Source organism: Halomicrococcus pelagicus, from assembly GCF_050954125.1.
On sequence record NZ_JBPBWC010000009.1, the window covers coordinates 51,363 to 75,428 of the forward strand.

The 24,066-nt window shown below is 52.3% G+C and carries 18 protein-coding genes and 2 pseudogenes; 12 read left to right on the forward strand and 8 right to left on the reverse strand.

All coding sequences use genetic code 11. The annotated features are described in order from the left end of the window. Positions 1–108: 108 nt before the first annotated feature. Positions 109–2,232, reverse strand: coding sequence for a hypothetical protein (locus ACRYA2_RS16225; RefSeq protein ID WP_433630338.1), 2,124 nt, complete (start codon positions 2,230–2,232; stop codon positions 109–111). A gap of 279 nt (positions 2,233–2,511) precedes the next feature. Between ACRYA2_RS16225 and ACRYA2_RS16230 the strand changes: the two genes are divergently transcribed. From ACRYA2_RS16230 to ACRYA2_RS16265, 8 genes and pseudogenes are all read left to right on the forward strand, one after another. Beyond that, the gene (locus ACRYA2_RS16230; RefSeq protein ID WP_433630340.1) at positions 2,512–3,981 is read left to right on the forward strand and encodes a DUF58 domain-containing protein; all 1,470 of its coding nucleotides are present in this window, start codon (positions 2,512–2,514) and stop codon (positions 3,979–3,981) included. Then, positions 3,978–4,439 (forward strand): DUF8163 family membrane protein, encoded by a 462-nt coding sequence (locus tag ACRYA2_RS16235; protein WP_433630342.1) that lies wholly within the window; start codon positions 3,978–3,980, stop codon positions 4,437–4,439. Before ACRYA2_RS16230 ends, ACRYA2_RS16235 begins: the two co-directional genes overlap by 4 nt. Further along, complete coding sequence (locus ACRYA2_RS16240; RefSeq protein ID WP_433630343.1) at positions 4,436–5,356, forward strand: DUF7982 domain-containing protein; 921 nt, start codon at positions 4,436–4,438, stop codon at positions 5,354–5,356. The genes ACRYA2_RS16235 and ACRYA2_RS16240 overlap by 4 nt, the downstream gene beginning before the upstream one ends. Before the next feature lie 377 nt (positions 5,357–5,733). Next, positions 5,734–6,360 (forward strand): annotated as a pseudogene (locus tag ACRYA2_RS16245) (RNA-guided endonuclease InsQ/TnpB family protein); the annotation flags it as partial. 89 nt (positions 6,361–6,449) lie between these two features. Then, positions 6,450–6,665 (forward strand): hypothetical protein, encoded by a 216-nt coding sequence (locus ACRYA2_RS16250; RefSeq protein ID WP_433630345.1) that lies wholly within the window; start codon positions 6,450–6,452, stop codon positions 6,663–6,665. 417 nt (positions 6,666–7,082) lie between these two features. Then, a complete protein-coding gene (locus tag ACRYA2_RS16255; RefSeq protein WP_433630347.1) occupies positions 7,083–7,691 on the forward strand; it encodes a hypothetical protein in 609 nt (202 codons plus the stop codon). 169 nt (positions 7,692–7,860) lie between these two features. Then, a complete protein-coding gene (locus ACRYA2_RS16260; RefSeq protein ID WP_433630349.1) occupies positions 7,861–8,718 on the forward strand; it encodes a M14 family metallopeptidase in 858 nt (285 codons plus the stop codon). Between the two features lie 197 nt (positions 8,719–8,915). Further along, positions 8,916–9,542, forward strand: coding sequence for a DUF7344 domain-containing protein (locus ACRYA2_RS16265; RefSeq protein WP_433630351.1), 627 nt, complete (start codon positions 8,916–8,918; stop codon positions 9,540–9,542). Positions 9,543–10,019: 477 nt separating this feature from the next. On the opposite strand, the gene ACRYA2_RS16270 is transcribed toward ACRYA2_RS16265, so the two are convergent. Genes ACRYA2_RS16270 through ACRYA2_RS16280 form a run of 3 tightly spaced genes read right to left on the reverse strand, consistent with a single transcriptional unit; the run spans position 10,020 to position 12,419 of the window. Next, complete coding sequence (locus tag ACRYA2_RS16270; protein WP_433630354.1) at positions 10,020–11,018, reverse strand: AAA family ATPase; 999 nt, start codon at positions 11,016–11,018, stop codon at positions 10,020–10,022. A 59-nt stretch (positions 11,019–11,077) separates the two neighbouring features. Further along, complete coding sequence (locus ACRYA2_RS16275; protein ID WP_433630356.1) at positions 11,078–12,142, reverse strand: DUF4350 domain-containing protein; 1,065 nt, start codon at positions 12,140–12,142, stop codon at positions 11,078–11,080. Position 12,143: 1 nt separating this feature from the next. After that, entirely contained in the window at positions 12,144–12,419 is a 276-nt protein-coding gene (locus ACRYA2_RS16280; RefSeq protein ID WP_113277695.1) for a DUF8044 family membrane protein, read from the reverse strand. Between the two features lie 644 nt (positions 12,420–13,063). Between ACRYA2_RS16280 and ACRYA2_RS16285 the strand changes: the two genes are divergently transcribed. Beyond that, a complete protein-coding gene (locus ACRYA2_RS16285; RefSeq protein WP_433630359.1) occupies positions 13,064–13,630 on the forward strand; it encodes a metal-dependent hydrolase in 567 nt (188 codons plus the stop codon). 1,731 nt (positions 13,631–15,361) lie between these two features. Here the strand turns inward: ACRYA2_RS16285 and ACRYA2_RS16290 are convergent. Next, positions 15,362–16,444 (reverse strand): PGF-CTERM sorting domain-containing protein, encoded by a 1,083-nt coding sequence (locus ACRYA2_RS16290; RefSeq protein ID WP_433630362.1) that lies wholly within the window; start codon positions 16,442–16,444, stop codon positions 15,362–15,364. Positions 16,445–16,883: 439 nt separating this feature from the next. Beyond that, a complete protein-coding gene (locus ACRYA2_RS16295; protein ID WP_433630365.1) occupies positions 16,884–17,369 on the reverse strand; it encodes a hypothetical protein in 486 nt (161 codons plus the stop codon). A 967-nt stretch (positions 17,370–18,336) separates the two neighbouring features. Here ACRYA2_RS16295 and ACRYA2_RS16300 point away from each other — a divergent pair. Continuing rightward, positions 18,337–18,657, forward strand: a pseudogene (locus ACRYA2_RS16300) (M14 family metallopeptidase); the annotation flags it as partial. A gap of 347 nt (positions 18,658–19,004) precedes the next feature. On the opposite strand, the gene ACRYA2_RS16305 reads toward ACRYA2_RS16300, so the two are convergent. Then, the gene (locus tag ACRYA2_RS16305; RefSeq protein ID WP_433630563.1) at positions 19,005–19,439 is read right to left on the reverse strand and encodes a hypothetical protein; all 435 of its coding nucleotides are present in this window, start codon (positions 19,437–19,439) and stop codon (positions 19,005–19,007) included. A 127-nt stretch (positions 19,440–19,566) separates the two neighbouring features. On the opposite strand from ACRYA2_RS16305, the gene ACRYA2_RS16310 reads away from it, so the two are divergent. Then, positions 19,567–19,827: a PKD domain-containing protein gene (locus ACRYA2_RS16310; RefSeq protein WP_433630555.1), complete on the forward strand. Its 261-nt coding sequence runs from the start codon at positions 19,567–19,569 to the stop codon at positions 19,825–19,827. Positions 19,828–20,141: 314 nt separating this feature from the next. Here the strand turns inward: ACRYA2_RS16310 and ACRYA2_RS16315 are convergent, their stop codons facing one another. Next, positions 20,142–21,338, reverse strand: coding sequence for an orc1/cdc6 family replication initiation protein (locus ACRYA2_RS16315; protein ID WP_433630368.1), 1,197 nt, complete (start codon positions 21,336–21,338; stop codon positions 20,142–20,144). A gap of 1,188 nt (positions 21,339–22,526) precedes the next feature. Here ACRYA2_RS16315 and ACRYA2_RS16320 point away from each other — a divergent pair. Further along, positions 22,527–23,945, forward strand: a complete 1,419-nt coding sequence (locus ACRYA2_RS16320) for an aryl-sulfate sulfotransferase (protein ID WP_433630371.1) — start codon at positions 22,527–22,529, stop codon at positions 23,943–23,945. Positions 23,946–24,066 lie beyond the last annotated feature (121 nt).

Consider the following 24,066-nt stretch of genomic DNA (forward strand, 5'->3'; position numbering starts at 1 on the left):
TTTCGTCTGAGGACAAGCGGGGAGATCCCGACGCGAGCGCCACTAGGTGAGGAATAGAGGATTCCCTGTTGGTCGCTGTCTAAAGACCAGAAGACAACTGGCCAAGAATCAGCTGCGTGTCTCGACGAGCGACGTGGCGTGCTCGATGGCTGTTTCTGCCGCCATGGAGGAGGTACTGGTGGCTGCGAATGCGGCGTGCTCGTATGCTTCTGTCAAGTCGGCTAACCGCTCAAGGTTTTCGTCGGCGATGTTTGCCTCCTGGCAGGCAGTATAGAACTCCCAATGCGTTGCTTTCGGATCAACGTCGACCGTTGTAGTAAGCGAGTCACGGGCAGCAGCGTACGCGAGCTCGACCGCTTGCTCTCTATTGCCGTCTGAGAGTGCCGAGTTCGCTCGATCAAGAAGCGTTTCAGCGAATTGATCTGGCTTTGGTTCTGGCTCGGGGTCCTGTTCTGTGTTGGCCGGCGATTTGGAAGCGGTGGTGTCGGAGGGTGTCGAGTCTGTCTCAGAGCTCCGTGTCAAGAGTCCTGTTCGCATGAGTGCAGCAATACCCAGTAATCCCAGACCGAGCAATGAAGCGAGGAGGTACGTGGTCTGAGAGAAGAGGCTGTCCGACTCTTTCTCCGAGGCCGGAAGCGGTACTTGCGAACTGGCTTGACTCTTGTTCAGATTCGCTCCGCGTCCTGAATAAAGAGCTGAAAGCTTTGCCGTCGATTTGTCTGAGTTCAGGACAGCTTCTGGAATGGTTATGTTCGCACGGTACTGGCCGTGAGCATTGGTCATAACCGTCGTAAGCTGCTGTCCATTAAGTTGTAGCGCAACTACTTTGTTCGGAACGGGTTCCCCAGACGCAGTTGTGAGAGCCCCCGTAATCATGAGCTGTTGCCCGGTCTGGTTTACGTTCGTAATGTTGAGAGTGGTCCCTGTCGGTTGGACCGTGAATGGAGCAGTTGCATTCGTAGACGCAAGCGCCTGATCACTCAGCGGCACTGCCACACGGATGTCTTTCGAACCCGGGTTGATCTTGGCGGGAAGAGCAGCCGACGCGGCAAATGATCCATTCTCGGTCGTATTCACGGTCGTGATTTGAACACCGTCGACGAGCACAGTAACAGGTACGTTCGTCACACCGCGATCAACTGCTGTTACCCTGCCGGAGACATTGATTGTCTCATTGTACGCAGCTGTCTTCGTCGTGTTTTGTAGTTCGATCGTGGTCTCCGTCTGATGGACAGAGACGTTAGTTGTCGAATTGGAGCCGAGGTAGACGGAGCTATTTTTGGGGGCATACTGGACGGTGACCGTGTTTGGTCCGAGGGGAAGTTTGCGAGGGCGTGCAACAAATGAAAAGGTCCCGACTTCGGAGGTCTTTGTTTTGATTACCCGGCCGGGCCGTAGTTTGAGTAGTATCGTTCGGTTGGCGAGTTCAGTGCCGTTATCGCTCGTCAATTGGCCAGACACGTCAAGTGGGTCTCGATACGCAATTTCGGTTGTGTTGACGTCTGTGGTCAGTTCGGTTTCTGTAAATTCCTGTTCTTGGACCTCTGCTTGCTGCTGGGTGACGTTCTGGGTAATATTGTTGACGGTTCCTGTTTCTTTCTGGAGGTCAGCTTGCGTTGTGTTGGAGATATTCTTATAGTTTTTCGTGAGGTTATTTCCAGTGTGGTTGATCTGTGACTGGAGTCGATCAAGTCGACGGGCGAGCTCTCGGGCACGCTCGTCGTTCCCATTCTGCCTCGCTGTCTGATACTTATTGTACGTCTGGCGAAACTGCTGGACCGAGGATGCGTACTGGCGCTGGTTCTCCTTGGCCTGTTGGAACTGCTTTGCTGTCTGATCGTCTTTCTTGCTATCTGTTTCGCCAGCAACGTCGACGTATCGCGTGAGCTTACTATTATAATCGTCGCCCAGCACCGATTTTGCTTGCTGGTATTCACCTTGACTTAGTTTGACCGTGCTCGATCCAAGTTGGGAGCCAAGGCGTCCAGCAAGCCATCGTTGGACGTCACTGAGTTCGCCCTTTTTATCGACTTCATCTGGATTTTCGTGCTGGGACTGCGATGAATTGTTGGTTGTCGTTTCCTGTGCTTGGGGCGAGGACCAGTCAATGTCCTCACTGATAGAGGGAGTAGAGTGTGTATTGGTCCCGGCCACGGCCTGGCCCGGAGCAAGCAAGAGCAGTGCTAAAAAGACGGAGAAAAGTGTACTGTGGGAGGGCGTGTTGTTGGACATACTCTATTGATTGCAGTGGCTCTTGAAAGTATTTTTCGCTCAAGACAGAAAGATGCAAAAGTTACAGCGCCCAATAATAGAAGTCCGTTTCGAGGAGTCCTACCGCCATTTTCAATGGGCTCTCATAGCCTATTCATCATCTTATCAAAAAGTAGTGCAAGTATCAATAATTTTAGCGTGGCTTGATTCGTTGCGTTTCACGGGAGAACATATCTTATACTGTTATTAACTGGACCGGAATCAATACCTTCAATTAGATGGCTTCAAGTTGATTAATATATGCGGGTAACGCGTCGATTCTGGGCAACTCTCGGCCTCGGTGGGTTCCTTACTGTTGGAGCGCTGGTGGTAGCTCAACCGCTTCTCCTCGTTGGCACTGCAGGAATCGGCGCATTCATTCTCGCGCAACAGGCAGCGTTCGTTCGAACAATTCACCAACTCTCTGACGAACTGACAATCGTTCAGTCTGTATCACCGACGACTGTTGTTGCCGGCTCTGATGTCGAGGTCGTCCTTGAGGTAACTGCTCCCTCGCCCAGCCCCGTTGAGCTCTCTATCTCGTCGACACCGCCGTTAGCTGCCGCTGATAGCGGAGAGCAGCGAAAAACACAACTAGCCGTGAACGATGATTCAGCACGACAATCATTTCGACTGCAATGGCCGGTCGCCGGCAAATACGAATTTAATCAGGCGACGGTGACAGCAAGCGGCCGAGCCGGGTTTTTTGAAACGACATTCTCGAAGGGTTCAACGCCGACCGTGACGGTGAATCCACGGCAGCCGCGTGATATTCATATTGGACTTGGAGGATCACAAGTCGCAGCCCCCTTCGGACCGCAACAAACCAATGATCGCGGGTCTGGCTTTGATCCAGCAGAAATACGGGAGTACGTTCCTGGCGACCCTGCCCGCCAGATCGATTGGAAGGCAACCGCGCGTATGGATGCGCCACACATCCGGACATTCGAGGCTGAAACAAATCTCACAACTACAGTACTAATCGATCACCGGTCATCGATGGCGATGGGCGACCCCGGTGAGACGAAACTTGACTACGCGCGCCAGGTCGCACTCGGCTTCATTGCCGACGCCCAGCAGACAGATTCACCATGCGGGCTCAGGGCTGTCGCTGATGGTGGACTGACGGTCCAAATGCTGCCTGAGGCGAGAAAAGAATACTATGAACGACTTCGGAATACTCTCTACACGATCAGAACTGGCGACGGGGACGCCACAATGACATACACTCCGGAGAGTACGGCGTCACAGGCAGTTTCAACCCCAGATCAAGCACGGAAGCGAGCGTCCCGGCTCCAAAACGAGTCGTCACCCTTCGCAACACACCTCCGACCGTTCTTCGACTCAACCACACAGTACATCCATCGCATCAATGAGAAGCCACTCTATCACACGATACGAACACAACCGCCACGAGACCCAGAGACGAATATCGCGGTTCTCCTGACGGATGATTCAAATCGTGTCGAACTCCGAGAGGCAGTGAAACTGGCACGCCAGCAGTATACACAGGTGCTCGTCTTCCTGACACCGACGGTCCTCTTCGAACCGGGGACGCTGACGGATGTATCGACAGCCTACACTCGCTATCTCGACTTCGAGTCCTTTCGGCGTGATCTTATGCAAACAAGAGATGTCACTGCCTTCGAAGTTGGTCCCCAGGACCGCCTCAACGCAGTTCTCGACAGCCAGACCGCGTCCGGGAGAGCAAACCGGAGGGCGAGCTCATGACCGACCGAGCGCAGCTGCTGGTCGGCGGTCTCGGAGCACTCATCGTCACTGCTGGAGCGACGGCCGCGACTGGAATACCAGGCCTGCTAGCAGGTGTTCTGTTCACCGTCCTTTGGTATGTTCTCCCAGCAACGTACACTGTGGCGTTTGGCCAGATTATCGTCGCTGCACTCCTCGCTCCAACGAACGCCGCTCTTTTTGTACTTTTGTGCGAAGGTGGGCTTCTTGCCGTCCTTGTGAGCCCAACGCTCGCACTTGATCAGATACGCTTTCGAGTCCTCCTATCAGTCGGCTGTGCAGTCGTGTTCGCTGGCGGCGTCTGGATCCTCTTTCGCTGGCAGAGTTCGATCTGGCTGCCGGCCCTCATCCTTACCAGTAGTATCGCAGTTGGAATCTACGGCCTCCATCGCTACGATCGAGTGCTGCGCGGCGTTGTAGAGGTGGGTGAAACCTCATGAGTAAGAACACAACATCGACAAAGCCACGGACAACAGATGAATCGGCGACAACTGGTGACCAACTAGTGGAAGGATCGGGAGAAGAAACGGAAGAACTCAGGGCGCAGCTGGACCTCCTGACGGAGGAGAATGCACGTCTTCGAGCAGAGTATCAACGTGCCCGTCAAGCCAAGTATCGACGAACAGCGATTGGATTTGCCGTCTGCGGTGTGGTGGCGGGTCTTGCTGCAGTACTGTTCCCAGCATCACGGACGATATTGTTTGCTCTTGCTGGAACTGGCTTGTTTGCGGCAGTTCTGACGTACTATCTGACACCGGAACGATTCGTCACTGCGGCCGTCAGCGAGCGCGTGTATGCAGCAACAGCAGCGTGGGGAGAAACGTTACGGACCGAACTGGGATTGCAGAATATGAATATTTACGCCCCGAGCGAGGGTGCCACCAATGATGAGTTCGCTCCTGTACGACTCTTCGTTCCTCAGCACGCGGAGTATGCGCTTCCAGACGCTTCCTCGCTTGATGCGGGCTTCGTCATTCCAGAGGATGATGCTGGGCGTGGACTAGTGCTCCAGCCGACTGGGGCAGCTCTCTACGAGGAGTTTGAATCCCAGGTCGATACGATTGCAGATTCGCCGAGGGAGCTAGCGTCACAGCTCACGGATGCACTCGTCGAAAGTTTCGAGCTTGTGGAAAACGTGACGTTTGAACTCGATAGTGACGAAATAGGGATTACATTTGCTATTACGGGAAGTTCATACGGGACTGTCGACCGCTTTGATCATCCGATTCAGTCGTTTCTCGCGGTTGGTCTAGCACAGGGGCTTGACCAACCGATTACGGTTGAGCGACAACCGACAGACGGCGATGATGACCGGTTTGACTACCGGATTCACTGTTCCTGGGACACTCCTGAATAGTTTAGCTGTAATTGAGGGCGCTAAGCCCCCTTCCTCAAGCGCGAGCGAAGCGAGCGGTAGAGAGGGGAGACAGCGCCCGCACAGTTCGCAAGCAGTTCCTCCGTGACACTTACTGTCCAAGCGGTTGACAGGGGGGAGTACGATACTCACCACGCTTCCGTCGGTGTTCAAGTGCGACAAAAAGCGCGCACCGTCGGCTGTGGCCGAGTGTCCATCAGGTAGAAGTGGGACACTCCAAACCACCCGTAAAGGGAAGTCGCCTGCGGAGTCTGGAATCCCTGTGCCTTCGGGTGCAAATTCCGACACAGAAACAGGAAGCTCTGTCTGCAACAAGCGAGAGCCGGGGAGGCCCGAGCGCGGTCGGGCAGGGTAGTTCACGCGTCAACAACCTCGCAGTCGCTTCGGCTGGGCGATTCTGGTCGGCAGACCAGTTCAACCACTGGCGTCGAGAGTACGAGAAGCGTCGTGGGTCGCTCCAGCAACGTGGGTCTCGACACGCCCACGAGAACATTGAGTCCGTTGGGCAGAAAGAGTACGGACGGTTCGAGATACACTTGCACAGGGTGGCGAACGAACTCATTGAGGAGGCTGTCGAAAACGATTGTTCGCACATCGTGTTCGAGGACTTGACCCACATTCGGGAGAATATTCCCGAGGCGACGTGGCAACACGTCTGGGCGTTCCGACGCCTCTACGAGGGCGTCGAATACAAGGCCGAAGAACATAGTGTCGAAGCCGTGAAGGTAGATCCACGCAATACGTCGAAGCGTTGCTCGACGTGTGGGTTTACCCACGACGACAATCGTCACCGAGAGTCGTTCGAGTGCCAGCAGTGCGGGTACGAGAACCACGCCGACTACAACGCCTCGAAGAACATTGGTTTGCAGTATCTCCGTCGTCGGCAAAATGCAGACGATGGAGGCGCACCCGTAGATGTGCGCTTGAATCGCGGGACGCTGAACGTGAGCGGGGAGTACGCACCCCCTGCCTCGGGTGAGGCATAAAACGGGAGTCCACGCGAAAGCCTCGGGGCTTGCTCCCGAGGCGATTTACCGAAAGAATTAGTTGACATCCTTCTCAATCCTACTGTACTATGACTGAGGATCGGGACGAAATCTTGCACGAGCTTAATGAGCTACAAGCAGAGAGCGGTATTGATCCAGAAACACGATACATAATCGGGCTTCTCGGCACTACTATCCACACGCTCGGTGAACAAATTGACGACCTCCAACAACGAGTAGAAGAGTTAGAGAGCGGATATACTCCCGAAGAGAGCCAGGAGTATACGTGGTATTCAAATCGGTAAGCCCCTTAGCTGTTCGTGGAAGGAACGTTGCTGTGAATTGCCGTGAAATCACGTCCTGATCTGTTTGTCTTGTGCCGCCGGGGAACACGCGAGAGGGAATACTGTGCTTGTAGGGTTGATAGACACTATTTCCACGGCCGTGAGGGAAGCTCCTTGACGGTGCGAGTATTGGCTTCGTGGGAGCGCCAGTGGCCGATAGTCCGCGAACTTTATCTTCTCAATCATCATAACTGCCAGAAGTAATATATTATTCTTGGGAGACCCACATCTTTAGGTATGATAGTACACAACGTATTTAAATAGTAGAGTGGGAATATTTTATAGTATTGGTTTCGGAAATTTCATATTGTTCCGCTAAGAGTCATACCGTATGATAGTCAGCGACATTCGTCCCAGAATGGCCGGGAGGATGGGAGAATGAGTGCTGCACGTATTCGTGAGCGACTTCCGATTCAGCTCAGTGACTGGCGGATAACGGTTCGCGCAGTACGTCTTGTTCTTTCTATTCCTTCGTATGCAATTGTCGCGGTCATTTCCTCTCTTATGGGCTTGTCACTGTTCGTCCTTTCACAAAACATCCCGTTGGTTCAGGCTGTTATCATTGGTGGTAGTTTGCCACTTGATCGACGGCTAGCCGTACTCTTCAACCTGTATCCAGTAGTTGGAACTGCATTTTCGACGTTCACAACTGTTTTTCTCCTCATAAGCGCGGGTTTGTTTGGTACAAATATCGCGATGGTCGTGTATCACTTTCGGGAGCATCGAGTGAGTGTTAGTGGTGGAACTGGTGGTGCACTCGGGGCTGTTCTTGGTACACTTGGTGCAGGATGTGCTGCATGTGGATCAGCGTTTATTGCCGGCGTGCTTTCGTTAATCGGTGCAACGAGCCTTCTGGCGCTGCTTCCGTTCGATGGCCATTCGTTTTCAGTGCTCTCGTTTGTCGCGCTTCTTTTCTCCATTTACTGGGTTTCAGACGGTATGCGTGGAGGTACGGTCAAGGGATGTCCAGTGGATGTGAGGGATTGAGAACCCCATTTAAAATCGCCTCGTTTCTATTAATTATTCTATTTGTTTGTTCTATATTTAGTCTTTGGGTAGTAAATTTAATGTATGTCCCACAATATTGAATAATTGGAATGCGATACCGCGGGCGTTATAAGGTAAAATAGCTATCCATCCCATAAATTAAACATACATGAAAGGTAGAAAACAGAGTACAACGGAAAAACAGCAAGACAAAGATAGTAACTCACGCCGGAACTTTCTTACAAAAGCGGGGAGCGTCGCTGGTCTAGCGACTCTCGGAATTTCCCAAGCTGGAACCACTCTCGGGGAGAAGGACGAGTTCTGTCCAGCGAGGCTGGAACGTTCGGAAAATAAGGTTCTCAAAGGAACCGAAATGGAGTTCCCCACTTATACAGTCGAGTCAAAGATCCCCGGTCCGACAGCAGTTGTTGTCGGGGGTCTGCAGGGGAACGAACCGGTTGGCTGGAATACAGCAAACAAAATCCGCCAGTGGTCGATTGACTCCGGCAAGCTTGTTGTACTTCCGCAGGTGAACCCTGTTGCCATTCAAAGAGGGACCTATGTTGGCAAGAACGGGGATCTAAACGATCACTTCCCCCCTGGACGAAAAGCGACGACAAAGCTAGCACGCGCAATTTGGCGCCGGATTGAACAAGCGAATCCAGACGTTTTCTTCAGTCTTCACAGTTCTCACGGGATACTCGGTGTAAAAGAAGGACCAAATGGTGTGGGACAAGCGATTTATCCCACGCACATAGGCCAGGCGCGAAAGAACGCCAGCCAGACGGTGCAGTACATGAACAAGCAGCAGCTTGACTCAAAGCGGCCAATCTACAACTTCAAGATCGGGAACACCCTTGATGCTGACCGGCCACTTCTCACGCATAAGGTAGCTGGCGATCTGAAAATTCCTGGCTATCTTGTTGAGACGACTCGGTACGGAACGAATCTGAAGACGGAAACGAAGTGGATGACAGCGATGGTTGCGAGTCTCATCCGCCAGTCAGGAATTGATATTAAGCGGTAGACGGGCTTCGGTCCCCGTTTTCACGGAAAGTATGTCAGTATCGTCTATAGTTCCTACTCTAGCACGGACCAATAGTTTTAAAACGCTTATGAAGAAAATTACGGTGTCGAGAAATGGTCCCCGTGTAAGAATAAGCGCGGAATCAGCAAGATCGCAGCAAGACGAGCCTACCGCCCAAACACAAACCACCACAACTCATGAGCGCTACGCCCAACACCACCAAATCGTCAGATAGTACTGACGAAGAAGCAAGTACAAAGGAAACCCTGAAAGAGATCTCCGACGACAAGATCTTCCATCTCCTCCAAGTCAAACGACGTCGTGACGTCCTTCGCTATCTGCAGGACCATGGCGGATCGGCTGAGATGCGTGACGTCACAGAACAGGTAGCGGCGTGGGAGAACAACACGACGCTCGCAGAACTTTCATCGAATGAGCGCCAGCGAGTCTATATTTCACTCTATCAGTCTCATTTACCGAAACTAGACAAAGAGGGAGTGATTGAGTACGATCAAAGTCGCGGTAACGTCAAGCTCACTCCCTTGGCTGAACAGCTGAAACCCTATCTAGATGCCGCCGTGAACGATACAGTGGAAACAACCGACGACAGTGTCATCTCAAATACGGATGAGCAAGCAAGCTCAGAATCGACGCCGTGGCTCAAAGCGTATCAGTACCTCACAGTAGTCGGCCTTACTGTCCTTCTCGGATTCTGGGCTAACATTTCATTATTTACTGTTGTCGGAATACAACAATGGGCTGCAGTGATTGTTGCCCTCTTTGGAATTCTGTCGGCCGCCCAGATACTGCTCGCCCAGGATTAGGACACGGATTATCGTATTCCGAGTAGTTCACTGCTTCTTTGGAAAAGCCAAAGGAGACTCCCGAGGTCACGTTTAGGCAGAAAGCCAGTATATAGCGATACAGTTAATTTGTACGAGTCACAACCAGTAGTTACCGGTGTACGCGCGCCAAAACTACCACCAGTAGTGAACATCCTTCCCGAACCTGGTAGTCGGCAGTGTACAGCGGTTTCCTTCCACCCCATTACAAAGGCTTGCATAGTGTAGCTGCCCCATTTATTGTTAGGTATTCAATAGGAACTCACCGATAAGTATATTATATGCGATTGTCTTTATCATAGCATCGTATGGGGATAAATGATGGCGAGTAAGTCTCAAAATTCCATTGAAACTACGAACACCTGGAAAGGAATTGGAGCAGCAGTATTCTTTTCATTGTCTGTTTGGATCCTCGTCATCATGTGGTTGACTGCTCTGTGAAACGATATTTACAATTAGTTAGTTAGAGCCGGAAGTATTGACTGTCGCTGTTTCTTTCTGTTCAGTAAATGAATCGCTGCTTGGCGGTGTAATCGTGTCTAAAATCTCTCTCAAAACAGTTTCTGTCGTCTGGTCACTAAGTTCAGCGTCAGTGCTCAACGTCAAGCGATGGTTGAGTACTGGAACCGCTAACCGCTTCACATCGTCCGGAATGACGTAGTCACGACCATTGATGGCTGCACGAGCTTTCGTGGACTGCATGTACGCAATTGTAGCTCGCGGCGAACCACCGTATTCAAGATCTGAGGTGTCACGAGTTGCAGCGACTACTTCACGGATATAGTCCTTTACTGACGGGGCGACGTAGACATCAGCGACAGTCTGGCGAGCATCTAAAATCGAATTCGGAGAGACTACCTGCGAGACTTCTTCAGGGCCAAGTGTGGGGTTGCCGTCAAAGCGGTCGAGAAGCTTCCGTTCGTCAGTTTCATCGGGGAGCTCGACGATGAGCTTCAGCTGGAAGCGGTCACGTTGTGCTTCCGGAAGTTCGTATGTTCCCTCCATCTCGATCGGGTTCTGCGTTGCAACCACCATGAACGGGGTTGGAAGCGACAAGGTCTCGCCTTCGATTGTAACTGTCTCCTCTTGCATCGCTTCTAGCAGCGCACTCTGTGTTTTGGGCGTTGCACGATTAATCTCGTCAGATACCAGTAAATTCGAAAACACGGGTCCGCGCTGTAGTTGGAACTCGCCACTGGGTTCTCGATACACGTGGGTGCCAGTGATGTCTGCAGGGAGTAAGTCCGGCGTCATCTGGATACGGTTATAGTCCAGCCCAGTTCCACGGGCGAAAAGATTCGCAATTGTCGTCTTGGCAACTCCAGGCACACCCTCTAAGAGGACATGTCCGCGTGTGAGAAGCGCAATCGTGAGACCTTCGATGATCTCCTCGTTACCGATCAAAACCTCATTTACTTCATTGCGAAGCTGAGAGTGAATTTCTTCAGGCGTAGTCATCAATAGTAGTCTCTTGGACGATAGGGATAAATTATGGGTATCGGGCCACGTATCAAGAACTATCGTCGTCTGTCACGAACAGCGGCCACTACACGTTCAAGTCGATCTCTTTCCCACTCCGGATACTGTTGCGCGAGATACGCCGTAAGCTCTTCAGCGTCTAGCTCAGTCGTTGAAGCCGACTGCAGGGCTCCATCTCCTCGACGAAGACGGGTTACGAGCACAGGAAGTATAGGCCGTTGCATCCAGACAAAGAGGACGCCGATTCCAAGGAGACCAACGAACAGCTGCAGGAATGCAGACTCTCGAAGCACCAATGTTGCAACCGCTAGTGGCGGCAACGACGCAGAATGGGAATAATCGAGTAACACTCGGTCGTGCGTAGACACAAGATTCTGGACAAACTGACGGTTCCCGGGTTGATCGATCATTGAGTTAATGAGGATACTAGGATCACTCACAACGATAACGCGGCCGTCACCGACTGACTCAACAGTTACAACAGGCCACGTCCGAACGGTTTCACGTGAATCTAAATTGCTATTGCCGTTCGTGTCAAGATATGCAAATCCTGAGCTGTTGACGATTGCAGTCGCACTATTCGGCCGAACTGCTGTTCCATGGTTAAGCGTGAGAGCCGAGACATCCGCAGCAAGCGGATGATCCGAGACGTTCCGTGCACGTGGCATCGCAGGTGATTTGTAATTGTACCGTTCGTCACGAAGTCCGTGACCGTCGATTCGGGCTGACGCTCCAAGGGAACGGAGCAACGGATTCGTATGACTGCCAAAATCTCCTGCAACAACGAGCGTTCCACCCTCTTGAACAAACTGCCGGAGGTGTCGCTGCGACGCCTCTTCATAGGGTTGATCCGGTGAAAGCACTATTGAGACCGTATTGTTCGGGCGTGTTTCAGTGTATGTCGTCGTTTTACGAACAATCGTCGTTGAGGCACCAGTCTTCTCAACTTGGGTTTGGAATTTCGATGTACCATCCCATGCCCCGTTATAGACGCCGAAGGAGGCCGCAGAGGTGCTCGCTGCGACAATGACTGCCACTACTATGACTAGTATGAACCCCGCAAGGATGCGTGCTGGAGTTGACTCAAGTTTTTGCCACACCATCTTAGAGTACCCCCGACGGGAGAATCGCAAGTATACGGCGAACAACGATGTAACCGAAGACGATCAATCCGAGTCCGATAAGCCATTTTAGCCGACGCCGCCATGTCGGTGTGACAGCGATCGGTGCAGTGAGTTCGATCAGCACAAGAAACCCAATAAATGAGAGAACGAAGAACAGTTCGAGCGTTATCGCGTCAAGGAGCGCAAGGACAAGGATAGATCCGAGCATCCACGCAACTTGGCCATGGATGAACCGTTGTCGACGCTGTGTCGCCATTTAATTTCTTAATGGATGGTTGGTCTTACTAAGGTATCGGTGTAGACTTACACAGTTCGAGGAGAAAGCCCCGCCGTTCACGGCGGAGATGAATCCGACAACTCCGCCACAACCGCCCGTTTTAACTGGACTTAGGCGCTAAGTCCCCTTCCTCAAGGAGCATCCGCCCGGAAGACGAAGGCCATCATACCGTTCCAGAGAGGGCGTCACCGAGGTCGTGGTGACACGGCAGACAAAAAGCAACCCTCGCCCGATTGTGCCTGCCCACCGTGGCACGAAGGGCAGGCAGGCCGATGGCACGGCCCGTGCCCCGACGCGGGAAAACCTGCGACCGGGGGCATCCCCTCCATCCCGGAGAGACGAACGGGATGCCCGGCGCAAGCGGATACTGCGTCCACTCGGACGCCGAACACGCCACACACCCGGTATCGCCTTGCCGGACCCCGTTCGGCAGGCGAGAAGTTGCCAGCGGGGACGCGGGACCGGCTCGCTGTCCCGCGTTGGAATCCTCGCCCATTAAGACAGGGAGGATGTCAACTACGGCTGACGCCGCTCGCTCCGTTGAAGGTGGAGACTTAGCGTTTGTAACCAGCTAACCTGGCAAGAGCGAAGCCTCTAACAGTCCGGGTCTGAAACCCAGTACTATGTGGCCCTGGGGACATTTCGCTGTTGGGTATATTCTGTACTCGTTACTCTGTCGATACAGACGGTCCTTCCCGCCATCACCGACCGAAACGGTCGTTCTCCTCATCGGGACACAGTTCCCAGATCTTTTGGGCAAACCACTTGCGTGGACGTTCGGTGTCCTTCCGTCGGGACGAAGCCTCTTTCACTCACTCCTGACGTGCGCGCTGATCCTCGGCGGCCTCTGGTATCTATTTGTGCATGTACGCAGTACTACCACCGTTCCCGTGATGGCGTTCGCCGTCGGGTATCTCAGTCACCTGTTTGGCGATGTCCTTAATCCATTGCTGAACGGCGAGTTTGCAAGGCTTAGTTTCCTGCTATGGCCGATACTACCGACACCCGACTATGAGACCCAGCAAAGTTTCATTGCACATTTCACACAGATAGAAACATCCTCCTTTTTCACATTACAGTTGCTGCTTCTCATCATCGCTATCCTGCTTTGGATCGCCGACGACGCGCCAGGGTACCGACACCTCTGCAAGACACTTACTATGAAACGGCTTGAAAGACAGGAGGATTGACATCCGCCTCCGCGTGAACACGGCGGACTCCCGAGCAGGAGAAGTGTTAGGTCTGCAACAACTGACGCTACCACTTCACGGAAGTCTGCATCTACAGGCGGAGCAGGCCGAGTGCCTCGGGGTCGTTCGAGAGAGCGAAGCTCGCTCGTGATGACGTGACGCCGTCGGCGTCTCGAACCACGTGACACCGAGACGGTTCACTGAAACAACGCAATGGGGGTGTAGATTTCCATTCGACAATGGAAGTAATTAATGACGGTGCTGTATCCCCACGCTAAAGGCGGGGGCACTAGCACCTGCGATCTCTCTAATAGACGAGTTTCTTTGTGCCGTGGGAAGCCCAGATTTTGTAATGGTGTTTCTCCCTCGATTTTATTCTCGTATTTTAACCCCTATTCATAATAGAAAATACTTTTTCCGGTAATATTTTATCCTTGGAGAGTATTTGTTTAGTCGTCGGGTGTACTGCTGGTATCTGGGTGTGTCATCCGACCAGTGGGAGAGTCGTGGTCGTAGAGACCAGCCACGATTCTCTTGCCGTGTTTCATACGAGAGTAATCTTATGAATTGCAGGCGAGAAAACCCACGACTTTAGTCGTGGGATGAATCGCCGTCTTCGGCTTTAAACGCTGAAATCGAAAGGCTTGAGTGCCTACACTACGTATCTGTAGTTGTCGATTCGATGGTACCCCATCGGATTCGACGGTCCGAAAACTGGCAGTTGACTTGGTGTTTGCCTCATCAAATAAGTAAGCCTTCTGACACCAAACCGACATAAAACAATCAGATAACTCCGAATCCTTCACGGGATAGGAGTAACGGGGGCGTGGCACTCCCATCGGCACGTCGGGTCGTAAACGTAAGTTCCCAAACCAGCGCATTGCAGTGCGGGCGTGGGAAGCCCACGACTTTAGTCGTGGGAGGATGTCACGAATTGCTGTACGGCGTGAAGTACCTCAGGGACACGCCCCGAGGCTTCACCGTTTTGTCTGTGTCGTCCAGAAACGGACGGACAGACGCAGGCGAATGTACTTCCCCTCGACTTTCCCGAACTGGGTCGGCTGGAAGTAACACCCGAACACCTCGCTGGTATCCGTGAGGATCGGTCGCTCCACCACGACCCGACAACACCCGTCTCACCGCCGATGGCGGGTTTTGAGAGGAGTCGCATTTCCCCACTTCCGAGAACGACCGCTTCGGAGTACGGTCGTTAACCCACGTCACGGTCGTTAAACCACGGTACGAGACGTGGTACGGTAAACCTGTTGACGGGCGTCACCCTCGGGGGCACGCCCCGAGACACTCGCCCTACTCAGCTTGTAGAATATCCTATAGGGGAAGGAACTATTTCCCAGTCAACTACCCCGCCCTGACGCCCGCTTACGCTTGCGTCTGAGGGCGGGCTTGTCCGTGGACTCCCAGTCTGCCGACCCGGATGGGTCGTCGGGGGTGTAATCCCCGTACCTGTTTAGCGTCCCGGACGTCAGGGCAAGTTGACCGTCGCTCAATCCCGAGGGACGTTTGCCCTCGGGTACAGTTAGCAATCGTTTGCCGATGTTCTTCGCGGCATTGTAGTCGCCGTCGAGTTCGTACCCATGTGGGAGGGATAGTTTACAACGTACAAGTCTTGGACAGTACTCGCTCCACTGACCGTGTCCCACTAAAAAGAAGGATTTTGTGATCTGAGCGGTCCCACACTCAGAATTGGAAGAAAGGGTCTATGTACCCTTGTTATTCTCGACGATACGCGAGGAATGCGGCGGAGAGGATCGCGATTAGGCTCACGGCAACGCCGAATCCAGGCTGTCCACTGCTACTCGTCGTGGTTTCCGTAGTGGTGGACTCGTCACTTCCGTTGCCGTCATCCTCAGTGCTTTCGTCGGTTGTGGTCGTTGAGTCACCGGTCTCACTACCGTCGTCTGCGGTAGTCGTCGTGTCCGAGTGACCGTTTTCACCGCCGTCTTCGCAGTTACAATCGGTCGTCTTTCCGTCCTCTGTCGGTTCGGACTCATCTGGGGTGTCGGGCATCTTCGCGTTGCCGAAGAGGATGGTGACGTTTTCGATGTGAACGTTCTGAATCAGGACACAGTAGGTTCCGACATTTTTGTTTGGCATGTCGGAGTTGCCGCCCATTTTTTCCAGCATTTTGGATTGCTGGTCGCCTGCGACAAGCTGGGCCGGACGGATGACGCGGTCTTTCATCGTGAAGTCACCGAACGTCAGCGTCTTCTCGGGAGTGCGGTCAGTGCCCACGACGAAGGACCATTTATCGATATGCATTTCTTCGATCTTAAGGCGATAATTGGCCTTCGGACCCTTCTTGTCTGACGCCATATGCTTTTTATGGCTCTTCTGCATTTTCTTCGCCAGCTGCTTCATCTTCGACATTTTGTCCGGGAGGTCAACAACGATGGCGACGTTTCGAATTTTGACGCTCTTAATGCGAATGCGAACAGTTTCTCCCTTTTTTCGTTTGATCTGCTTTTTAGCCTGCTTCTGAGCCTGTTTTTTCGCAGGCATCATTGCAGTCTCCATCATGGAGGGCTTCTGTGCCAGCTTCTTGAGTGAGATAGTGAATTCCTTATTTTTGATTGTAGTCTCTTCTATGGTAACTGTCCGGTCGACTTCCTGATCTGGACCGATCACGAACGACCAGTTCTCCATTGTTACCTCTTTCGCCTCTATGATGAATTCATCAGGAGGCGTTGGTTTTTCTTTTTTCTCGGAGACGTTCGCCGTGTCTCCAGCCTGTACGACACCGAATGCTGAAACACAGAGCATACCGGCGAGGAGTATGCTCAGGAATTTCTTCATGTTCATCTTTGTTCTGTTATGGCAGTAGCTTGGTTAGGGACCGTATTTTAACAAAATACTTGCCTTAAGTTTAAATCTTGTGTATGATGAACAACATGACAGAGTTGTTTCTATAATATATACCATCAATATATCGTACCAGTCTAGTAGGTATAAATTCATAAATAAGTAGGTATTAGTATAGAAGATAAAGAATTGGTCATAGATACGGTAGATTTCGAATCTAGCGAGAAAATACGCAAATATTATCATAGAAATACTCATATTCAGAACTACCATTTATGCCCCCTATAGTATCAGATATAACTTATTTTATGCTATATAGGTTTGATAGAAAGACAGAAATTCAACGAACAGGGTCGTTCTCACAACCGACACGGGAGAAGGAACTGCAGTGCCATTAGGACAACAACCGCAAGCAGAATCGGAGAGGAGATCGTTACCGTTTCCAACGGATAGTCCGCTTCTCTCCGGAAATACTGTACGAGAGCTGTACCGCAAGTCCACCAGAATACCGGGCTGACTTCGGGACCTCAAAAACACCCTTCATAGATTTTGAGCTCACTGGATCGATATCTGTAGATGTAAACATCTCCCATTTCTCCCCAACGCCAGTGATTAACCCATATTTTCCTTCTTCCGTCCGAACGGAAGGCGCCTCCATACTAGGTAACGCCTGGGCACTCTCATTCGTGTTTTGCAATTTAAATGTAAGGATACCCAAGACATTCCCCTTCTTCGGAGTTACCTCCTCGCCGTTGATGGTATAAGAGTCCACAAGACGAGGATTTGAAACTGTCATTCGAAGGCCGTTCTTTATTTCAACAGGTTCTCCGATCGTAGTAGTTCTTACCTCCTGAGTAGAGCTCGTGGTCTCTGTTGAAGTTTCTTCACTGGTCGTTGTTGACCTCTCTTCGTCGGTCATTGAGGCTGTCCCGTCAGTTGTTTCAGAAACTGACTGACTCGTCGATTCGGGTGTGGTGGTCGTACTCGCTGGACTAGTAGATGTCGAGTCTGTGCCCTCATCGCTTGAACAACCCGCCAGAAGCGTTACTGTACTTATACCTAGACCGGTTATGAACATTCGTCGTTCCATAGAGTATCTATTTCTTTTGCTTCCAAGCCCTATTTTAGTACCGATAAGCAGTTGTAGATATGGTGAGATCGCCTTATAATTCCCATAATATAGTATCGATTGGTGATATCCTCCTGCGCCTACAGACGTAGGCTCTCGAGGGTCTTCTGTTACTCTCGTCACTTCGGATAGGTGGGAGTTGAAGGTGTCTGACCGACGGTAATGACGTTGCTACGAAGCCAATACTCGTACCTGTGACGGCTTCGAGATAGCGTTGTTTTTGTATTCGTCAGCGCGGTCGGCTTACCTATTTGGTTTCGGCTTTCGCCGTGGCAAACACCGAACCAACTGCCAGTTGTCCGCACGCGTTCGCCTGGACAAGACGACGGAGCGTGAACCTTCAGTAGACAGTAAAAGCAAACGAACACAGCGGTTCCTCTATGCCCTTACGGACGGGGCTTATTTGCCTGTCATCCTATCTGTCAGAGGTTGTCAAACTTGTTTTGCGATGTATGGGGCGCTGTCTTCCCTTTCTGCTCACTTCCCTTGGTCGTTCCTTGAGAGAGTCTAGTGCCTATATTTCAGATAAACACAGACATTATATAATGGTTTGTTGTAACTGTGAATAAGTTGTAATATTTATCCAGTATCGAAAACCTAAAATAGAAGTGCTTTGATTGTAGGACTGAAATCCATGACCCCCTCACGACGGATGTTTTTGACGGCAACAGGCAGTGTCGGACTACTCGGCATGAACGCACTACAAACGAATAGTGCCAAGGAAGATGGAAATCTGACACGTAACTCGTTGACTCTTATGGCTAACACAAAACGAGAAACACCAGTGTACATTACTACTGCAGCCGAGGCTGGTCCGACAGTGATGGTCGTCGGCGGAATGCACGGGAATGAACAAGCTGGCTTTCTTGCTGCAGCAAAGATAGCAAAGTGGAATATTGACCGTGGGACACTCATAGTAATCCCGCGGGCAAATGCATACGCTGTCAAAGCCAGGGGACGAACCGGAAGTGGAGGATACGATCTAAATCGTCAATTCCCGACCGGCAAGAAACCCACAACAAAACTCGCACGCGCCATTTGGGGCGTTGTAGCTAAATTCCAGCCGGACGTCTTCATCGACCTACATTCATCGAGGGGTATCTGGGACGGCAACATGATTGGCGGTGTCGGACAAGCCATCTTCCGTTCCTGGGACAAGGTAGCTGAACAGGAAGCCAAAGCCACGGCCAAGCACCTGAACAAAAACTACGTTTCGCGAAAAGCATACGAATTCACAACCGTCCCCTTCTCCAGCCCAGGAGATGAACCCGCTGGGATGCTCGCACATAAGGCAGCGCGAGATGCCGGTGCAAACGCATATCTGGCAGAAGTAACATCCCAGAATACAGCCGAAAAGAAACGAATCAAGTGGCATCAGCAGCTCGTTCGACAACTCGTCCAAGACAAACTCTTCACTTCACAAAATCAAACCACAACAACACCAACAACGACTACTACCTCAACCACTACCACACCCACCACGACTACTACCTCAACCACTACCACACCCACCACGACTACCACCTCAACCACTACCACACCCACCACGACTACCACCTCAACCACTACCACACCCACCACGACTACGACGACAAAGACGGCAACTACTACGACCCCCGAAAAAACGACTACAACAACGACAACAGAGTCGACAACGACAACCGAAGACCAAACGACGGTGTCGACAACATCGAAGAAAACAGCGACCACGACACCGGACAGCAACCTAACAACGACGAAAACCAAGAAAACAACCTCTGCATCAACCACCTCTACAACAGCCCAACCGACACCCACCACAACAACCAGTAAGTCGACGACTACGACGGTATCTGAGAAGACGCCGACATCGTCAACCACCACAGCGCAGAAAACGACGCAAACTACGACGTCTCAAGGGACGCCATCGACAACTAGTGGCGAGACTACAACGACTACGACAACACCACAGGGAGACAAGAAGGCAGATAAACGGAACAAACCGCCTGTGGCTCAAATTAAGGCAACACACGCTGGTAATCGTGTGAGTAGGGATACGGAAATAACATTTGACGCATCCAAGTCGAAAGATCCCGACGGTAAGATTGCGAAGTACCGGTGGGATCTTGACAGCGACGGAAAGATCGAGAAGACCGGACAGCAAATTACGATGACGCCGCGTGTCTGTGGAGAATTTACCGTGAGGCTGCAAGTCCAGAGTGACGACGGTGCTACGGATACTGCCAAAATTGTTGTCTCGACCTCATAATGGCTGTTCGCTAGCTGAACTGACCTCGTTTCTCTCACCACTTGCGGCGAAAATGTTCTGTCAATCTCACAGACATTCTATGGCTGAACTCCAGGGAAAATTCGTTTCTTGAGGATCTTGAGCTATCCACGGCTAAGGCCGTGGGTTTTCGTCTCGCACTTGCTATAAAGTCAAAAGCGCTATATCGAAGCAGGTGCGTTGGAAGTCGGGATTACAGTGGGTGTAATGACTCTGTGATACGTGATTTCGGGTAGATCGGTGAACGGAAACTGGTTCAGATCGACTCTCAAGCGCCCGCTCTTGTATCACTACAACTATGTTTCTGAGACGAGAACTTTCTTGACGACCTGAGGATCTTCGAGTAGTCGATGTTCAGTATAGCTTCCTTCTGCGCTCCCACCGCTCTGACGCGTCTGCTCAATAACGTCAAGAAAAGCCTGCTCGCGAAGCAGATCCCGGACACGTCGCGTAGAGAGTGGGTCACTGTCCATCTGCCGGCAAACCTGTTCATACACTTCGTAGACGCGAGTTGTCCTGAAAGCGTCCTCGTCATTGTCCAGCGAGAGGATAGCAAGCGCCTGAAGCGCGTACTTTGAGTGTGGTGTTGCACCGCGGATGAGCTCGCGGAACCGGTCGTTTTCTGCGCGTTCGCGAGCCTTCTTGACGTACTCCTCCCGAACGGTAGCAGCATTCTCCGTCTGCGCAAGTTCGCCTGCATACCGGAGGATGTCGATAGCTTTCCGAGCATCGCCGTGTTCTTGGGCGGCTTGGGCGGCGGCGAGCGGGATGGTTCCGGGTTCAAGGACGCCTTCGCGGAAGGCGTCACTGCGCGCCTCCATGATTGACCGCAACTGGTTGGCGTCGTACGGCGGGAAGACGAATTCACGCTCGCAGAGACTCGATTTTACTCGCTCGTCCATTCGGTCCTTGTACTTGATCTTGTTGCTAATGCCGATAACGCCGAGCTTGCAGCGTTCGAGTTTTCCGGCTTCGCCCGCGCGCGAAAGTTGCATAAGGATGTCGTCGTTTTCTAGCTTGTCGATCTCGTCCAAGATGACAATGACTACGTCGTACTCTTCGTCGAGAATACGCCAGAGCCGTTTATAGTACGTCGATGTCGAGATTCCTTTATCCGGAATAGAGATATCGGTGGCGGTGGTGTTCGTCCCGCTGGCGATGGTTTGGACCGCCTGGGTCTCGGTGCTGTCTTGGGCACAGTCGACGTAGGCCACGCCGACCGAGACACCTTCCTCGTCTGCTTCGTCGACGAGTCGGCGGGAGACATGTTTCGCACAGAGTGATTTGCCAGTGCCAGTTTTGCCGTAGAGGAGGACGTTACTCGGAGATTGGTTGAACAGCGCCGGATTAAGTGCATTTGCAAGCGCTGAAATCTCGTCATCGCGTCCAACGATTCGCCCGTGGTCAGGGAGATGGTTGATTTCGAGGAGTTCCTTCTTGGCGAAGATTATGTCTTCGCGGGAGAACAGATCGTCCGAGTCGGCGTCGCTCATAGACACCACGTTTCCAGTGAAATCCCTTTACTGTTGCGGGGAAAGGCGATGAAAACGGCAGATACGGATACTGGCAACGAGTGGGCTAGACTTCGGGTAAGAAGCCGGCTTAAGAGCAGGGACCAACGAAATGGCGAGAGAGTCGAGAGACACACACCGTGTTTCCAGTGAAATGGCGGTTGAGGGTGGGGGATGAGAGGAGCAAAAGACGGTAGAAACGCTGACTAATCCTACCGAGGTACCGTTTGTTTTAAGTGTGATAAAGGTCTATAGTCCATTAAATAGATCGAAATCAAAAATAGAAAATGCGACGAAGTCGCAAAATGTTCCACATGAAATCAGGGTTTTCGCTCTTTTCGGTGCTTGCACTCTATCGGTTTTCACTGGAAACATGGTGTCTCTATCTCCACAGCACCAGAAAGGAGAAGACGGTGCGAGTGAAGGTGAGGATTTGACTAAAGGAAGGCGGGAGAGAGAAAGAATAGAACTAAGCTAAAGATCAGTTCTGTATTGGACACCTCATTTCCAGTGAAACACACCTCGTTTCCGGTGAAAACCCTCGTTTCCAGCTTTGAAGGTGGGATTTAGGAATACCACACACCTCCTTTCCAGTGAAACCTACGACAGCGGCCTGATTTATTCGGAATGAGCTGATCGAGAGAAAAGATGGTGGTTAGCCTCCCGAAGGAAAACGCTGAAATCTCGATCCGGGTCGGCAGCACACCGTGTTTCCAGTGAAAGGCATCTCTAATCCGATAGCTCAATTCTCTCGCCTAGGTGTTTTCCCTGCTTTCTTCCCCCGACACTCGTTTTCTTTCTTCACTCCCGTTCTTCTCCTTCCTCTTTTGTTTTCTCCAAGCCTTCGTTTCTCTTCCACCCTCCCCCTCCTTTTCCCTATTTCACTGGAAACACGGTGTGTGTGTCTTAGAGCTAATTGTTACCGAATAGCACGACTAGCAATGACGTGAACTGACTAGGCGACAGAGACATTATGTATACGTATAATAATATACCACATAACGGGTTCAACGAGATCGTTGTTCTACAAATTCGATAACTAACGCTGAGCACTAGGTAATTTTACTCCGACATAAATAGTTCAAACCGTCGTTCAGAACCGTTCACACGTCTGGAAGCAAGTTAGACACGAGATAATAAAAAGTGGGGAAATCTATATTGAGATAGAGGATGCCCTCCAAGAAGCTCTATCGGTTCGGCTTCGTTTCACTTATCGTTCTCTCACTACTTGCTCTGGCGAACGGAGCGGCCAGTTCCTCAGTGGGGCAGACCGACAAACAGCTCCGCCAGGCGAACATCTCCGACGGCGGCAGCGAAAAGCCGGTCGCCGACCCTCGTAACGGTATCACGGTCGTCGCGACGGACTCAAACACGTGGACGGGGAAAGCAGGGGACGGCCCGCGATCACGTGCGGAACTCGTCGGGCTCAACCCAAATGGAACGGTCCTCTACTACAACGATAGCCATACGCGCTACTGGGACGTCGACCAGGTGAACGGCACTCGTGCCACGGTCGAGTACTTCTACGCCGACCACATTAGTAAATCCAAGTGTGGGCAGGAAGTGTGTACTCGCAACGGTATCGAGCGGGTGAACCTCTCGACTGGCGAAGTGACGCCGATCTTCAGTCGTGTCACGCCGGGCAAACACTCGACGCGGTGGCACGACGGCGACCGCCTCAACGACACACGGTACGTCGTCGCCGACATCGCCCAGGACCGGGTGTTCGTCGTCAACACGACAACTGGGCTCGTTGAGTGGTCGTGGGATGCCCAGCAGGCGTTCGACCCCCAGACGAGCGGCGGTCCGTACCCTGAGGACTGGACGCATATCAACGACGTTGAGGTGGTCCAGAACGACCGCATCATGGTCAGCGTCCGCAACCACGACCAGGTCGTCTTCCTCGACCGCGAGACGGGCGTCGTGAAGAATTGGACGCTCGGATCGGACGATAACCATGACGTCCTCTATGAGCAGCATAATCCGGACTACATCAACGCCTCCAACGGCGGGCCAGCCGTTCTCATCGGCGACTCTGAGAATAACCGGGTCGTCGAGTACCAGCGCGAGAACGGCTCTTGGAACCAATCGTGGACGTGGCAGGACGCGCGGACGCAATGGCCGCGCGACGCCGACCGTCTGCCGAATGGGAACACACTCATCACCGACTCGAACGGCAACCGCGTCGTTGAGGTGAACGACCAAGGCAAGGTTGTCTGGTCGGTCGACATCGCGTTCCCTTACGAGGCCGAACGCCTTGGGACGGGTGACGAGAGTACGGGCGGCCAGAGTGCGAAGTCGCTCGGACTGGGATCAGAGGAGGCGAGCAACTCCGAGAGTGGTGGTCAGGTAAACGACAACCAGAAAGAAGGTATAGCTGGAAGTATCTGGGTAGGTATAAAGAATCTCGTCCCAGGCCGATACATGAACGCGCTCATGTACGTCCTCCCGGCCTGGATGGGACCGACGGAACTGGCCGCGCTCCTAGTGACCGTCCTGAGCGTGCTCGCTTGGGCTATCACCGAATGGCGCTGGTCGGAACGGTCGCTGTCCGTCCCGTGGACGATTAACGTCGAACGGAAACAATGATAGGCTTCTGCCCTGCACATCCGACCGAACGCCGTCGCCCCCGACAGGACTCTCATCCTGAACGCCGACGCACTCGGGGCGGATACGTCGACCGTGATCAATGCTACGCGACCCGGCCAAC

Bases quoted from the DNA above. Each gene is read 5' to 3' on its own strand.
- ACRYA2_RS16225 (WP_433630338.1), bottom strand. From the start codon at position 2,232: ATGTCCAACAACACGCCCTCCCACAGTACACTTTTCTCCGTCTTTTTA.
- ACRYA2_RS16230 (WP_433630340.1), top strand. From the start codon at position 2,512: ATGCGGGTAACGCGTCGATTCTGGGCAACTCTCGGCCTCGGTGGGTTC.
- ACRYA2_RS16235 (WP_433630342.1), top strand. From the start codon at position 3,978: ATGACCGACCGAGCGCAGCTGCTGGTCGGCGGTCTCGGAGCACTCATC.
- ACRYA2_RS16240 (WP_433630343.1), top strand. From the start codon at position 4,436: ATGAGTAAGAACACAACATCGACAAAGCCACGGACAACAGATGAATCG.
- ACRYA2_RS16250 (WP_433630345.1), top strand. From the start codon at position 6,450: ATGACTGAGGATCGGGACGAAATCTTGCACGAGCTTAATGAGCTACAA.
- ACRYA2_RS16255 (WP_433630347.1), top strand. From the start codon at position 7,083: ATGAGTGCTGCACGTATTCGTGAGCGACTTCCGATTCAGCTCAGTGAC.
- ACRYA2_RS16260 (WP_433630349.1), top strand. From the start codon at position 7,861: ATGAAAGGTAGAAAACAGAGTACAACGGAAAAACAGCAAGACAAAGAT.
- ACRYA2_RS16265 (WP_433630351.1), top strand. From the start codon at position 8,916: ATGAGCGCTACGCCCAACACCACCAAATCGTCAGATAGTACTGACGAA.
- ACRYA2_RS16270 (WP_433630354.1), bottom strand. From the start codon at position 11,018: ATGACTACGCCTGAAGAAATTCACTCTCAGCTTCGCAATGAAGTAAAT.
- ACRYA2_RS16275 (WP_433630356.1), bottom strand. From the start codon at position 12,142: ATGGTGTGGCAAAAACTTGAGTCAACTCCAGCACGCATCCTTGCGGGG.
- ACRYA2_RS16280 (WP_113277695.1), bottom strand. From the start codon at position 12,419: ATGGCGACACAGCGTCGACAACGGTTCATCCATGGCCAAGTTGCGTGG.
- ACRYA2_RS16285 (WP_433630359.1), top strand. From the start codon at position 13,064: ATGTGGCCCTGGGGACATTTCGCTGTTGGGTATATTCTGTACTCGTTA.
- ACRYA2_RS16290 (WP_433630362.1), bottom strand. From the start codon at position 16,444: ATGAAGAAATTCCTGAGCATACTCCTCGCCGGTATGCTCTGTGTTTCA.
- ACRYA2_RS16295 (WP_433630365.1), bottom strand. From the start codon at position 17,369: ATGACCGACGAAGAGAGGTCAACAACGACCAGTGAAGAAACTTCAACA.
- ACRYA2_RS16315 (WP_433630368.1), bottom strand. From the start codon at position 21,338: ATGAGCGACGCCGACTCGGACGATCTGTTCTCCCGCGAAGACATAATC.
- ACRYA2_RS16320 (WP_433630371.1), top strand. From the start codon at position 22,527: ATGCCCTCCAAGAAGCTCTATCGGTTCGGCTTCGTTTCACTTATCGTT.